Here is a 13,986-nt window from a genome sequence, read left to right as displayed (position 1 = left end):
ACGCTGGCCTGTCACGTTTTTGAAAACCAGTGAGGTGTTCGTCATGAGTGCTGTCGGTCCGTTGCTCGAGGTCAATGGCATCGAGGTCATCTACAACCATGTGATCCTGGTGCTCAAGGGGGTGTCGCTGACGGTGCCCGAGGGCGGCATCGTCGCGCTGCTCGGGGGCAACGGTGCCGGCAAGACGACCACGCTGCGGGCGGTGAGCAACCTGCTGCTCGGCGAGCGGGGCGAGGTCACCAAGGGCAGCATCCGGCTGCGCGGCGAACGCATCGAACGGCTGACGCCGGCGGCGCTGGTGCAGCGCGGCGTGCTGCAGGTGATGGAAGGCCGGCACTGCTTCGCGCACCTGTCCATCGAAGAGAACCTGCTGGCCGGCGCCTATACGCGCCGCGACCGCGCCGAGGTGGCGGCCAACCTGGAGAAGGTCTATGCCTATTTCCCCCGGCTCAAGACGCGTCGCGCCAGCCAGGCGGCGTACACCTCCGGCGGCGAGCAGCAGATGTGCGCCATCGGCCGCGCGCTGATGGCCAACCCGCGCATGGTGCTGCTCGACGAGCCTTCGATGGGCCTGGCCCCGCAGATCGTCGAGGAGGTGTTCTCCATCGTGAAGGACCTCAACGCCAAGGAAGGCGTGACCTTCCTGCTGGCCGAGCAGAACACCGGCATGGCGCTGCGCTTTGCCGACTACGGCTACATCCTGGAAAGCGGCCGCGTGGTGATGGACGGCACGGCGCAGGCGCTGGCGGGCAACCAGGACGTGAAGGAGTTCTACCTGGGCATGGGCGATGCGCAGCGCAAGAGCTTTCGTGATGTGAAGAGTTATCGCCGCCGCAAGAGGTGGCTGGCATGAGCGCCCTCGTTATCGACACTTTTTACGACGCGCTGGAAACGCGCGACGCGACATCGCGCGAGCGGGCATTGTTCGCCGCGTTGCCGGCGCAGGTCGCGCTGGCCCGGCAACGGTCGCCCGCCTTCGCCCGCTTGCTGGCCGATGTGGATCCGGCCACGGTGCAGGACCGCGCCACGCTGGCGCGCCTGCCGGTCACGCGCAAGGCCGAGTTGCTGGCGCTGCAGCAGGCCTCGCGCGACAGCGGCGGCGATGCCTTCGGCGGCTTCGCGACCGAGGTCTGGGGCCCGGTCATGCCACGCGTGTTCGCCAGCCCCGGCACGCTCTACGAACCCGACGGCGCGCGGCCCGACCACTGGCGCATGGCGCGCGCCTTCTATGCCGCCGGCGTCCGCGCCGGGCAGCTGCTGCACAACAGCTTCAGCTACCACTTCGTGCCCGCTGGCGCCATGATGGAAAGCGGCGCGCAGGCCCTGGGTTGCACCGTGTTTCCGGGCGGCACCGGGCAGACGGAGCAGCAGCTGCAGGCCATGGTCGAGCTGCGGGCCGATGCCTACGTCGGCACGCCGAGCTTTCTGCGCATCCTGCTGGAGAAGGCCGCCGAGCGCGGCACGGCGTTGCCGCATCTGCGACGGGCTTTGGTGTCGGGCGAGGCCTTTCCGCCATCGCTGCGGGACTGGGTCGCAGAGCGTGGCGTGCGGGCTTTTCAGTGCTATGCGTCTGCCGATCTGGGGCTCATTGCTTATGAGACCGAGGCTCGGGAAGGGCTGGTGCTCGACGAGGGGGTGATCCTGGAGATCGTGCGGCCGGGGACCGGGGAGCCGGTGGCCGACGGTGAGGTCGGGGAGGTGGTGGTGACGACCTTCAATCCGGTCTATCCGCTGCTGCGCTTCGGTACCGGGGACCTCTCGGCTGTGATGCCCGGGCCTTGCCCGACGGGGCGTACCAATACCCGGATCCGGGGGTGGATGGGGCGGGCGGATCAGACCACCAAGGTGCGGGGGATGTTCGTGCATCCGGGGCAGGTCGCGGAGATCGGGCGGCGGGTGCCGGGGGTGGGGCGGATGCGCCTCGTGGTCTCTGGCGAGATGGCTGACGATCGCTTGTTGCTGCGGGCTGAATGTGCGTCTGCCGACGGGGGGGTGGCTTTGCGATTGGGGGAGGTGGTGAGGGAGGTTACGCGGCTGCGGGCTGAGGTGGAGCTTTGTGCTTTGGGGAGCTTGCCCAATGATGGGAAGGTGATTGAGGATGGGCGGAGTTATCGGTGAGGGGGGGCTTTTCCTTGCCGGGGGGGGGCTGGTTCATTGCTGGGTGCGGGCTTGTCTTTTTTTCTTCTACTGAACGTAGGGTGGAGCTGGGGGCTTGCGCGCCCCCAGACCCGCGGTAACTTTCTTTCCGCGGAAAGAAAGTCACCAAAGAAACGCTAAGACGAGCTCGAGGCTCGGTCGGGCCATTGCTTCGCTCGGCCTGGGGAATGTGCCTTCGAACGCTCTAACGGCAACAGTTTGGACAAGGGTCGATCCAGTGCCTGGGCCCCTGCTTCGCAGGGTCAAGGCTGAGAGGGTAAGGACAGGCGACCGCACTGAGCACGTTGAGGGGGCCGCGCTGATTCGATCGCCATGCTCGATGCGCGCCGTGGTGCGGCCGGAGCGATCAAAGCGCATGCATTTGCCCCGCTCGCCAATGTGGTCCGTGCGCCCACTTCGCGGCCGTCTAGCGGTCACGTCACATGCCCGTTCGACCCGCCAGTGCGGCCTCAGCCCATGCAAGCAGCGCGCGTGGCAATCGGACCCACGCGGCCCCCTCAACGTGCTCAGTGCGGTGAACTGTCCTTACCCTCTCAGCCCCGACCCTGCAAAGCAGGGGCCAAGGCACTGGATCGACCCTTGTCCAAACTGTTGCCGTTAGAGCGTTCGAAGGCACATTCCCCAGGCCGAGCGAAGCAATGGCCCGACCGAGCCTCGAGCTCGTCTTAGCGTTTCTTTGGTGACTTTCTTTCCGCGGAAAGAAAGTTACCGCGGGTCTGGGGGCGCGCAAGCCCCCAGCTCCACCCTACGACCAGTAGAAGAAGAAAAGACAAGCCAGCCCAGCAAAGAGCAAACCCCCAGCACTACCCAACCTTCAATGGAAGAAAAGCCTCGCTCCGCGAGAGCAAGCAAGCCGGGCCGGCAACAGGCCAAAACATTCACTCCAGGTCTCCCACCTTATCGGAAGGAAACCGAAATGAATCCTTCAGCATAGAAGGCATAGCCAACTCCAGATTGATCCCCTTGGGCGGAATGGCCTGCAAAAACCACTTCCGATAAACAGCCTGAATCTCCCCGCTGACGATCAGCCGCCGCATCTCCTGATCGACCACTTTCTTGAAGGCAGCATCCCGAGGCGGCAACATGATCGCGTAAGGCTCGATGCTCATCGCCTTGCCCACCACCTCCCATGCCTGCGGCTTCGCAGCATTCGCCCGCAGCCCATAAAGCAGCACTTCATCCAGCGCAAACGCGTCCGCCTGCCCCGACTCGAGCGACATGAACGCCTTGGCATGATCCGCCGCCTCGACGATGTTCAACCGCAGATCGTGCTCGGCATTGAGCCGCCGCAAGGTCGGCATGGTGGTGGTGCCGGCCGTCGCGGTGACGGTCCGGCCCGCCAGACTGTCGAGGCTGCGAAACCCGCTATCGGCCCGCACCAGCAAGCGCACCGACGAGATGAAATGCGGAATGGTGAAAGCCACCTGCTTGCGCCGCTCCGCTGTGTTGGTGGTGGACCCGCATTCCAGCGCCGCGCGGCCCTCGGCCAGGGCTGGGATGCGGGTGGCAGCGGTCACCGCCAGGTAGCCCACCGACAACGAAGGCATGCCGAGCTCGCGCCGCACCGCGTCGACGACCTTCAGGCAAAGATCCATCGAATACCCGACCGGCCGCCCCGCACCGTCGAGATAGGAAAACGGCACCGACGACTCGCGATACGCCAGCACGATCTGCTGCGCCGCGCGGATGTTCTCCAGCGTGCCGGCCAGCGCCGCGGGTAGCGTGCAGACGCCGAGCGCCAGGACAGCGGCGACGCGCCACGGAAAGAAACTGCGGGTCATGGACGAATTCCTGGGCGACAAGGCAAGGCGCACATGATGGCCCAGCCCGTTGCGTTTTTGAAGAGTGCGCGGGCAGCGGCGCGCGTCAGCTGCAGGCCTGCAGCACATGGCCGGCCAGGGCCGGGGTCAGGGCTTGCAGCGCCGGGCGCACGGCATCGTCGACGGCCGGCAGGCGCAGTGTCAGACCCTGCACGGCCGGCCGTTGCTCCACCACCCGCGCGGTGCGCACGCCGCGTTGCGCCAGCGTCGCCAGACCGGCATTGGCCTCGGCCTGGGTCGCGAAGCTGCCGAGCGACAGCCCGGGTTCCAGCGCCGGATTGCCCGGCGCATCGAAGGCCACGTGCAGCGCCCGCAGCTCGGCGCGCTTGCGCACCAGCTGGTCGGCGCCGCCATAACGGCCCATGTAGATGATCCAGCGCGCCGGCGTGGCGCCGGGCACCAGCGACCAGCTGCCCGCCGGCAGCAGCGCCTCGGCCCGCGTGCGCAGCAGCGCGGCCTCGGCCTCGCCGAACAGGCCGGCCTGCAGGCACTGCGTGGCGCCGCTGGCCGATGCAGTGGCGGCCTCCGCAGGTGCCGCCGCCGCGATGCGCCGTGCCTCGTCGGCGCTGACCAGCTTCAGCGCCTCGGGCCGGATCTGCTGGCGCAAGCGCTGCGGCTCGTTCTGCGTCGGGCGCTCCAGGCCCCAGGCCCGCAGCGCGTTCTGCGACCAGGCGAAGTACACGCCGTTGGCCAGGACCAGGAACAGGGCGAGAAGGCGCAGCACCATGGCGTTACCGGCCTCAGGCTGCCGGGCGGATGCTGACCTCGGCGCTGCGCACCGATTCCCAGCCCTCGGCCGTCTGCACCCGCAGCACGCCGTCGGCATCGACGCTGGCGGCCGTGCCGTGTCGGCCGTCGGACAGCAGCACGGCGCGGCCGCGCAGCACGTCGCGTGCGGCAAAGCGTGCTTGCCAGGTTGCGAATCCCTGCGCAGCGAAGTCGAGCAGCGCGCGCACCAGCGCCGGCACCACCGCGCCGAGCGCGGCCGGCGCGTCGATGCCGGGCGACAGCTCCCGCAGCCCGGCCGGTGGCGTGCGCAGGCCGTCCGGCGCGGCCGGTGGGGCGATGTTCAAACCCACGCCGACGACGACGTAGCGCGGCGCACCGGTATCGCCCGAGCCCGTCGTCTCGACCAGGATGCCGCCGATCTTGCGGTCGTGCCACCACAGGTCGTTGGGCCACTTCAGGCCCAGGTCGGGATGCAGCGCTTCGGCGATGGCCACGCCCGCGACCAGCGACAGCCCCGACCAGTCGGCCGGCGCCAGCGGCAGGCCGAGCGAAAAGGTGAGGGCGTCGCCCCGGCTCGAATGCCAGTCGCGGCCCTGGCGACCCCGCCCGGCCGTTTGGCGCTCGGCCACCAGCAGGGTGGGCTCGGTGCGGCCGTCGCGGGCGCGGCGCATGAGTTCGCTGTTGCTGGAGTCGATCTCGGGCAGCACCTCGACGGTGAAGCCCTCGAGCAGCGGATGCAGCTCCTGCCAGATCGCTTCGGCCGGCCAGCGCAGGATGTCGTCCATGGGCGAGTTGCTCAACGTTTGCCGCGCTTGGGCGCCAGCAGGGTGCCACGGCAATCGGCCGCGCCGCACCAGCACGGGTATTCAGCTTTGAGCTTCTTGGTATAGCGCTCTTCGATGATCAAGCCGTAGTCGTAGCTCAGCTCCTCGCCGGCGGCGATGTCGCGCAGGGCCTTGATGAAGATGCGGCCGTCTTCCTCGTCGGCGATGCAGTTGGGATCGCAGGAGTGGTTGATCCAGCGCGAGGAGTTGCCGCCGTGGTTGGCGTCGATCACCCGGTCGTCGTCGACATGGAAGTAGAAAGTGTGGTTGGGCTGCTCGGGATCGTGCGGATGACGGTCCTGCGCCTCCTGCCAGCTGATGACTTCGCCGACGTATTCGATGAGGGTTTCGCCCTCGGCGAGATCCTGTACCGCGAAGACGCCCTTGCCGTGTACGCCGGAGCGGCGGGTCTGGATGCGGCGGCCGCCGGCGGCGGGGGCGGTTGAAGGCATGGCCGAAACTCTGTTAGTTTGAAAAAAGCACAGGCATGCGTGCGTGCGCATGCGCGGGAAGCCCGGATTGTAGGAGCCACCCGCGAGCGCGCCATTCACGCCGCCTGCCTGTCGAACGAACGACCCTAGAAAAACGGAAAAGAATCCATCCATGAGCAAGACCCTGGTGATCGCGGAAAAGCCGTCTGTGGCGCAGGACATCGTGCGTGCCCTCACGCCGGTGGCGGGCAAGTTCGAGAAGCACGAAGACCACTTCGAGAGCGAGACCTACGTGGTGACCAGCGCGGTCGGCCACCTGGTCGAAATCCAGGCGCCGGAAGAGTTCGACGTGAAGCGCGGCAAGTGGAGCTTCGCCAACCTGCCGGTGATTCCGCCGCGCTTCGACCTGAAGCCGGTCGACAAGACCAAGAGCCGGCTCAACGCGGTGGTGAAGCTGGCCCGCCGCAAGGACGTGGACGCCTTCATCAACGCCTGCGACGCGGGGCGTGAGGGCGAGCTGATCTTCCGGCTGATCGAGCAATACGCCGCCGGCGCCAAGCCCAGCCTGGGCAAGCCGGTGCGCCGGCTCTGGCTGCAGTCGATGACGCCGCAGGCGATCCGCGACGGCTTCGATTCGCTGCGCAGCGAGCAGCAGATGCAGGGCCTGGCCGATGCCGCGCGTTCGCGCTCGGAGGCCGACTGGCTGGTCGGCATCAACGGCACGCGGGCGATGACCGCCTTCAATTCGCGCGACGGCGGCTTCTTTCTCACCACCGTCGGCCGGGTGCAGACGCCCACGCTGTCGGTGGTGGTGGAGCGCGAGGAAAAAATTCGTAAGTTCGTCAGCCGCGATTACTGGGAAATCCATGCGGCCTTCGCGGCGCAGGCGGGCGAATACGCCGGCAAGTATTTCGACCCGCAGTGGAAGAAACCGCCGCCCGGCCCCGACGGCGTGCCCGACCCCGAACAGCGCGCCGACCGTGTCTGGAACGCGCGCGACGCGCAGGCCATTGCCGATGCGGCACGCGGCAGGCCCGCCACGGTCACCGAAGAGAGCAAGCCCACCACGCAGGCTTCACCGCTGCTGTTCGACCTGACCTCGCTGCAGCGGGAGGCCAATGGCCGCTTCGGCTTCTCGGCCAAGACCACGCTGGCGCTGGCCCAGAGCCTCTACGAACGCCACAAGGCCCTGACCTATCCGCGTACCGATTCGCGTGCCCTGCCCGAGGACTACCTGCCGGTGGTCAAGCAGACCATGGGCATGCTGGCCGACAGCGGCATGCGCCACCTCGCGCCCTTCGCCAGGCAGGCGATCGACCAGAACTACGTAAAGCCCACCAAGCGCGTGTTCGACAACGCCAAGGTGTCGGATCACTTCGCCATCATCCCCACCCTGCAGGCGCCCAGCGGCCTGAGCGATGCCGAACAGAAGCTCTACGACTTCGTGGTGCGGCGCTTCCTCTCGGTGTTCTTCCCCAGCGCCGAATACCAGGTCACCACCCGCATCAGCACGGTGCAGAACGAGGGCCGTTCGTACGCGTTTCGCTCCGACGGCAAGGTGCTGGTCAAGCCGGGCTGGCTGGCCATCTACGGCAAGGAAGCGGCCGACGAACTGGCCGAGGACAAGGACAACAAGGACAGCAAGATCCTCATCCGCGTGCAGCCCGGCGAGAAGCCGCTGGCCGAACGCGTCGACCCCAAGGGCCTGAAGACGCGGCCGCCGGCGCGCTATTCCGAAGCCACGCTGCTCGGCGCGATGGAAGGTGCGGGCAAGCTGATCGACGACGACGAATTGCGTGAGGCGATGCAGGAAAAAGGCCTGGGCACCCCGGCCACCCGCGCGGCCATCATCGAAGGGCTGATCGCCGAGAAATACATGCTGCGCGAAGGCCGAGAGCTGATCCCTACCGCCAAGGCCTTTCAGCTGATGACGCTGCTGCGCGGCCTCGGCGTGGAAGAGCTGTCGAAGGCCGAACTCACCGGCGACTGGGAATACAAGCTGGCGCAGATGGAGAAGGGCGAGCTCTCGCGGTCGGCCTTCATGGAGCAGATCGCGCAGATGACCCAGCGCATCGTGCAGAAGGCCAAGGAGTACGACCGCGACACGGTGCCCGGCGACTACGCCACGCTCGCCGCGCCCTGCCCCAACTGCGGCGGCATCGTGCGCGAGAACTACCGGCGCTACAGCTGCGTCGGCATTCCGACCGATTCCGAGCCCGCCCGCCTGGGCACCAAGGTGCGCGAGGGCTGCGGCTTTTCTTTCGGCAAGTCGCCGGCCGGCCGTACCTTCGAGCTGGCCGAGGCCGAAAAGCTGGTGGGCGAGCACCGCATCGGGCCGCTGGAGGGCTTCCGCTCCAAGGCCGGCTGGCCGTTCACCTCGGAGATCCTGTTGAAGTTCGACGACGAGGTGAAGAACTGGAAGCTGGAGTTCGATTTCGGCGACGACAAGAACGCCGAAGAATCGGGCGAGCTGGTCGACTTCCATGGCCAGGAGGCCATCGGCCCCTGCCCGATCTGCCAGGCCGGCGTCTACGAACATGGCAGCAACTACGTCTGCGAGAAGGCCGTGCCGACGGCGGCGCAGCCCACGCCGAGCTGCACGTTCAAGAGCGGCAAGGTGATCCTGCAGCAGCCGGTGGTGCGCGAGCAGATGCGCCTGCTGCTCACCGGGGGCAAGACGCAGCTGCTCGACAAGTTCATCTCCAACAAGACCCGCCGGGCGTTCAAGGCTTTCCTGACCTGGGATGCGGACGCGGGCAAGGTCAACTTCGAGTTCGAGCCGCGCACCTCCAAGTTCCCGCCACGCAAGACGGCGGCCGGCGCCGCTGCGGGCGCTGCCGCCAAGGCCTCGGCCAAGGCGCCCGCGAAGAAGGCCGCCGCCAGGAAGGCCGCTGCGCCCAAGGCGGCCCGCAAGACGGCCACGACCAGCAGCGGTGGCGCCACGCCGAGCGCGGCACTGGCCGCCGTGATCGGCGCCGAGCCAGTGGCGCGGCCTGCGGTCATCAAGAAGCTTTGGGACTACATCAAGGCCAACGGTCTGCAGGACGCGACCAACAAGCGCGCCATCAACGCCGACGACAAGCTGCGCGCGGTGTTCGGCAAGGACCAGGTGACGATGTTCGAGCTCGCCGGCATCGTCGGCAAGCACCTGAGCTGACGCGGCGGCGGCGCCCTCAGGCGGCGTCGTGTGCCGCGGTGCTGGCCGTCTGGCCGCGCAGTTCGCTCGCGACGGCCGCGCCCAGGGTTTCCAGGTCGAAGGGCTTGGCCAGCACCGATTGCCGGCCGATCACCTTCTCGACCTGGGCCATGTCGGCATAGCCCGTGGCCAGCAGGATCGGCATGCCCGGATGCAGGCGGCGCGCGGCCGTGATGAGTTCGGCGCCGTTCATGCCGGGCATGAGGTAGTCGACCAGCAGCAGGTCGGGCCGGTGCCGCTCCAGCGCGTGAAGTCCGGCCGCGCCGTCGGTGGCCTCGTGCACCGTGTAGCCGAGCAGGCGCAGGCATTCGACGATGCCCTGGCGCACCTGCGCATCGTCTTCCACCACCAGCACCTGCTGGTCCGGATGGCCGTCGACGCCGGCGGCCGGCAGCTGGGCGATGGCTTCGGCTTCCTCGGCCTGCGCCAGCGGAAAGCGCAGCATCACCGTGGTGCCCCGGCCGACCTCGCTGCGGATCTCCGAGGTGCCGCCGGACTGGCGGGCGAAGCCGTACACCTGGCTCAGTCCCAGGCCGGTGCCCTTGCCGACCGGCTTGGTGGTGAAGAAGGGGTCGAACACCTTGGTCAGCAGGCTCGGCGGAATGCCGGCGCCGGTGTCGCTCACGCTCACCCGCACCGTGGGCGCGGGGCCATCCGACACGATCTCGGTGCGGATGCTCAGCGTGCCGCCGTCGGGCATGGCGTCGCGCGAATTGACCGACATGTTGAGCACCGCCATCTCGAGCTGACCGCTGTCGAGCACGGCCGGCGCGCTGCCGGGGGCCAGATGCAGTTCGACGCGGATGCGTGAGCCGACCGACACCTCGATGAGTTCGCGCATGTTGCCGATCAGCGCGTTCACGTCGTTGAGCTTGGGCAGCAGGCTCTGCGCGCGGGCGAAGCTCAGCAGCTGGGCGGTCAGCCGTGAGCCGCGCGATACCGCCTCGCGCGCCCGCCGCGCGTAGACGCCCAGCTTCTCGTCGTCGGCCATGCGGGCGATGAACTGCAGGTTCATGTTGACCACGTGCAGCAGGTTGTTGAAGTCGTGCGCCATGCCGCCGGTCAGCCGCCCGATGGCTTCGAGCTTCTGGCCCTGCACCACGCTGGCCTGCGCACGTTCGCGCTCGGCGATCTCGTGCATCAGCCGATCGTTGGCGCTGGCGAGGTCGGCGGTGCGGGCCTGGATGCGGCTTTCCAGCTCGCCGTTGAGCGCCTCCACCACCTGCTTGGACGCCTCGATCGCCGCCAGGTGCTTGCGCGTGGCGTACTGCCGCGTGCGCGCCCGCACCGCCGAGCGCGCCGCGCTGGCCAGTGTCTCGGGGTTCACCGGGCGCTCCAACAGCACGATGTTGCCGAGCTCCTGCAATGACGCGACCGCGCGGGCCGAACGCCGGCCGGACTGGCGCGTGGCCATTACCACGAAGGGAAAGTCCGACCACGCGGGCTGGGCCGCCAGGTATTGGCCGAGCGCGGTGTCGAAGCCCTCGCCCAGCACTTCTTCGGTGACGATGGCCGCAGCCGCCTCGCGCGCCATTTCGGCCAGCAGCGAGGCGGTGTCGGGGCAGATCAGGCAGGCGATGCCCTGTGTGGACAGCACGCCCGCGATGACCTGCGCGTCACGACCGCGCGGGGCGTGGATCAGGACCCGGTTTTCCATGGGGTCAGCCGCCCATGGGGTTCGACGGCATCGCGAGAATGGATTCGGGCGCGGCGTCTCCCAGCAACGGCCGGCCACCGGTGTAGCGCGGAATGCCGCTCAGCACGCCCTGGAAATCGTCGAGCGCGTCGCCGATCTCCAGGCCGTCGCGGCCGAGGCGAAATTCGCGGATGACCGACTCGTGCGCCAGCGTGCGGCTCTTGATCGCGGTGATCGCCTTGCGCAGGCTGCCACGTGCCTCGAAAAAACGGAACTGCAGCAGCGCGTCGCTCAGGTAGCTCAGGTCGACGTCGGAGCGGATGTCGCCGACGATGCCGTGCTGCGACAGGATCAGCAGCGTGACCACGCCGCGCAGGTTCAGGTAGGCCAGCAGCTCATGCATCTGCAGCAGCAGGAACTTGCCGCCGGGCATGGCCTGCAGGTAGGCGTTGAGGCTGTCGATGACGACCATGCCGACCTTGTCGTTTTCGGCCGCGGCCCGTACCGCGTGGGCGAACTGGCCGGGCGAAAGCTCGGCCGGATCGAGCGCTCGCAACAGCAGCTGGCCCGACTCGAGGAAGGGGTCGATGTCCAGCCCGAGCGCCTTGGAACGCATGCGCAGCGTGCCCAGGCCTTCGTCGAACAGGTAGTAGGCGACACGCTCGCCGCGCCGCATGGCGTGTACCGCGCAGCTGATCGCCGTGGTGGTCTTGCCTGTGCCCGCCGGGCCGGTGAACAGCACGTTGCTGCCGGGCACCAGACCGCCGCCAAGCATGTCGTCCAGGTGCTCGGTGCCGGTGCTGACCGGCTGGGTGTCGAAAGGCCGGCCGTGCTCGCTGGCGACCAGTCGCGGAAACACCTTCAGCCCGCCCTTGTCGAGGTTGAAGTCGTGCTCGCCCTCGCGAAACTTCACCCCGCGCAGCTTCACCACCCGCAGCCGGCGTTTGTCCGGGCCATATTCGTTGGTGTTCTGATCGAGGTTGACCACGCCGTGCGCCAAACTGTGCAGGTGCACGTCGCCAGTAGAGCCGGACTTGTCGTCGAGCAGCAGCACGGTGCAGCCACGGTTGGCGAAGAAGCGCTTCAAGGCCAGGATCTGCCGGCGATAGCGCAGCGAGCTCTGGGCCAGGAGACGCATCTCGGAAAGGCTGTCGAACACCACGCGCGACGGGTTGCACTCCTGCACCATGGCCATCACCTCGCGGATGGTCTCGCCGAGCTCCAGCTCGGACGGGTGAAGAATGCTCTGCTCGGACTCCTCGCTCAGCCCTTCGTCGCTCACCAGGTCGTACACGTCGACGCCGGTCAGGTCCCAGTCGTGCGAGGCCGCCACCTGGCGAAGCTCTTCGCTGGTTTCCGACAGGGTGATGTACAGGCCCTTCTGACCTTCGGCGCGGCCCTGCAGCAGGAACTGCAGGCCCATGGTGGTCTTGCCCGACCCGGGCGTGCCCTCGATCAGGTAGAGATGGTGTTCAGGCAGGCCGCCGGTCAGGATGTTGTCGAGGCCCGGTATGCCGGTGGAGGCGCGCGTTTCGGTGGGCACAGGGAACGGGCGCCCAAGAGAGCGCGAAGATGGTGACAGGATCTTTCATTCTGCCCGGCGCCTGCGCCGCGGGGGCAATCCCCGCGCCCCAGACTTCGCGGGACCGACGCCCGCGCCGCTGTCAGAGGGCTTCCACCGCCGCCTGCCGGTAGCGCGCCGCCGGCTCGCGCAGCGAAAGCCTCGGCGCGAGCGCCAGGCGCGCGTCTTCCATCGCCTGCCAGCCTTCGAGCGAGGGCAGCGGCGGAATGGTCACCGCCTCGCCCATGTCCAGGCCCGCCAGCGCCGCGTCGACCAGGTCGCCCACCTCCATCAGCATGTCGGCCGGCAGCGCGTCGATCGAGCCGCCCGAGCGGTCCCAGATCTCGGTGCGGGTGGCGCCCGGCAGCACCGCCTGCACCCGCACGCCCAGCGGTGCGAGCTGCAGCTGCATCGAGCGGCTCAGGTTGAGCATGTAGGCCTTGGTGCCGCTGTAAGTGCCCGAGAACAGCTCCGGCGCCATCGCCAGCACCGACGCCACGTTGACGATGGTGCCCGCGCCACGCGCGGCGAACGCCTTGGCCGCCGCCGCGGCGAGCCGGGTGGGCGCGGTGATGTTGAGCGCGATCATGGTCTCGACCGCGTCGATATCGGCTTCGATCAGGCTGCCGTTGACCGCCATGCCGGCGTTGTTGATCAGCAGGTCGATGGACGCGTCTTCCTGCAGGCGGCGCTCCACCAGGGCGCGCTGCGCGGGTGCGGTGAGGTCGGCGACCAGCACCTCGGCGCGCACGCCGGTTTCGGCGGAGAGACGGGCCGCCAGCGCCTGCAGCCGGGCCGCGTCGCGCGCGACCAGCACCAGCCAATGACCGCGTCGGGCCAGGCGCTCGGCGTAGGTTGCGCCGATGCCGGACGACGCACCGGTGACGAGCGCGGTGCCGCGCGGGCTGGGAGTGGATTCGATCATAGCAGGTCGCTCCTGAAGCTGGAATTGTTTAAATGACGATCGTCATGATTAATTATATGACGACCATCATCTAAAATGGCAGACAAACTTTGGAGGAAGGCAGCATGAAGGTGAGCAAGGAGCAGATGGCGCTCAACCGCGAGCGCATCCTCGACGCGGCCGCCGAGGCCTTTCGCGAACGGGGTTTCGACGGCATCGGCGTGGCCGACCTGATGGACCGCGCCGGGCTCACCCATGGCGGCTTCTACGGTCATTTCGCGTCGAAGGAAGAACTCATGGCAGCCGCGGCGCAACGCGCTGCGGCGCAGATCGACCAGCGGTGGGGCGCGATGCCCGGCAGCGTAGAGCCGGCGCCGGCAGCACGGCGCGCGGAGATCGCCGGCCAGTACCTGTCGAGCCGCCACCGGGACGCACGGGGCCAGGGTTGCGTGGTCGCAGCACTGGGGGGTGACGCCGCCCGCCAGGCAGAGCCGGTGCGCCGGGCGTTCGGCGAGGGCATTCGGGCGGCCGCCGGGCGACTGGAGGCGATCAGCCCGGGCAAGACCGCCGCGGCCCGGCGCGCCCGTGCCCTGGGCGACTACGCGACGATGGTCGGCGCCATGGTGCTGGCGCGGGCGGTGGACGACGACGCCCTGTCCGACGAGATCCTGGCGGCCGCGCGGCTGCGGCTGGGCCTGGAGGCGGAAGGCGTCACCGGCGCCGGCTGA

At 68.3% G+C, this 13,986-nt stretch carries 11 protein-coding genes; 4 read left to right on the top strand and 7 right to left on the bottom strand.

Annotated elements, in window-relative coordinates; translation table 11 throughout:
• The first annotated feature begins 43 nt into the window (after nt 1-43).
• Both R9X41_RS23005 and R9X41_RS23000 read left to right on the top strand, forming a co-directional pair.
• The gene (locus tag R9X41_RS23005; RefSeq protein WP_318632749.1) at nt 44-853 is read left to right on the top strand and encodes an ABC transporter ATP-binding protein; all 810 of its coding nucleotides are present in this window, start codon (nt 44-46) and stop codon (nt 851-853) included.
• Nucleotides 854-864: 11 nt separating this feature from the next.
• Nucleotides 865-2,118: a phenylacetate--CoA ligase family protein gene (locus R9X41_RS23000; protein WP_318635314.1), complete on the top strand. Its 1,254-nt coding sequence runs from the start codon at nt 865-867 to the stop codon at nt 2,116-2,118.
• Between the two features lie 917 nt (nt 2,119-3,035).
• Here R9X41_RS23000 and R9X41_RS22995 read toward each other — a convergent pair.
• From R9X41_RS22995 to R9X41_RS22980, 4 genes are all read right to left on the bottom strand, one after another.
• A complete protein-coding gene (locus R9X41_RS22995; RefSeq protein ID WP_318632748.1) occupies nt 3,036-3,938 on the bottom strand; it encodes an amino acid ABC transporter substrate-binding protein in 903 nt (300 codons plus the stop codon).
• 85 nt (nt 3,939-4,023) lie between these two features.
• A complete protein-coding gene (locus tag R9X41_RS22990) occupies nt 4,024-4,704 on the bottom strand; it encodes an SPOR domain-containing protein (protein ID WP_318632747.1) in 681 nt (226 codons plus the stop codon).
• Between the two features lie 13 nt (nt 4,705-4,717).
• On the bottom strand, nt 4,718-5,491 hold the full coding sequence (locus tag R9X41_RS22985; protein ID WP_318632746.1) for a biotin--[acetyl-CoA-carboxylase] ligase: 774 nt from the start codon (nt 5,489-5,491) through the stop codon (nt 4,718-4,720).
• A gap of 11 nt (nt 5,492-5,502) precedes the next feature.
• Nucleotides 5,503-5,982, bottom strand: a complete 480-nt coding sequence (locus R9X41_RS22980) for an SET domain-containing protein (protein ID WP_318632745.1) — start codon at nt 5,980-5,982, stop codon at nt 5,503-5,505.
• A 151-nt stretch (nt 5,983-6,133) separates the two neighbouring features.
• Here R9X41_RS22980 and R9X41_RS22975 point away from each other — a divergent pair, with 151 nt between their 5' ends.
• Nucleotides 6,134-9,118 (top strand): DNA topoisomerase III, encoded by a 2,985-nt coding sequence (locus tag R9X41_RS22975; RefSeq protein WP_318632744.1) that lies wholly within the window; start codon nt 6,134-6,136, stop codon nt 9,116-9,118.
• Between the two features lie 16 nt (nt 9,119-9,134).
• On the opposite strand, the gene R9X41_RS22970 is transcribed toward R9X41_RS22975, so the two are convergent.
• The 3 genes from R9X41_RS22970 to R9X41_RS22960 form a co-directional block, all read right to left on the bottom strand.
• Nucleotides 9,135-10,814: a response regulator gene (locus R9X41_RS22970; RefSeq protein WP_318632743.1), complete on the bottom strand. Its 1,680-nt coding sequence runs from the start codon at nt 10,812-10,814 to the stop codon at nt 9,135-9,137.
• A gap of 4 nt (nt 10,815-10,818) precedes the next feature.
• A complete protein-coding gene (locus tag R9X41_RS22965) occupies nt 10,819-12,336 on the bottom strand; it encodes an ATPase domain-containing protein (protein WP_318632742.1) in 1,518 nt (505 codons plus the stop codon).
• Between the two features lie 121 nt (nt 12,337-12,457).
• Nucleotides 12,458-13,279, bottom strand: a complete 822-nt coding sequence (locus tag R9X41_RS22960) for an SDR family NAD(P)-dependent oxidoreductase (RefSeq protein ID WP_318632741.1) — start codon at nt 13,277-13,279, stop codon at nt 12,458-12,460.
• Between the two features lie 104 nt (nt 13,280-13,383).
• Here R9X41_RS22960 and R9X41_RS22955 point away from each other — a divergent pair, with 104 nt between their 5' ends.
• Nucleotides 13,384-13,986 (top strand): TetR/AcrR family transcriptional regulator, encoded by a 603-nt coding sequence (locus tag R9X41_RS22955; RefSeq protein ID WP_318632740.1) that lies wholly within the window; start codon nt 13,384-13,386, stop codon nt 13,984-13,986.

Source organism: Xylophilus sp. GOD-11R (assembly GCF_033546935.1).
Lineage (GTDB): Bacteria > Pseudomonadota > Gammaproteobacteria > Burkholderiales > Burkholderiaceae_C > Xylophilus.
Note: the sequence above shows the minus strand (reverse complement) of the source record. Positions and strands in the feature narration are given on the sequence as shown.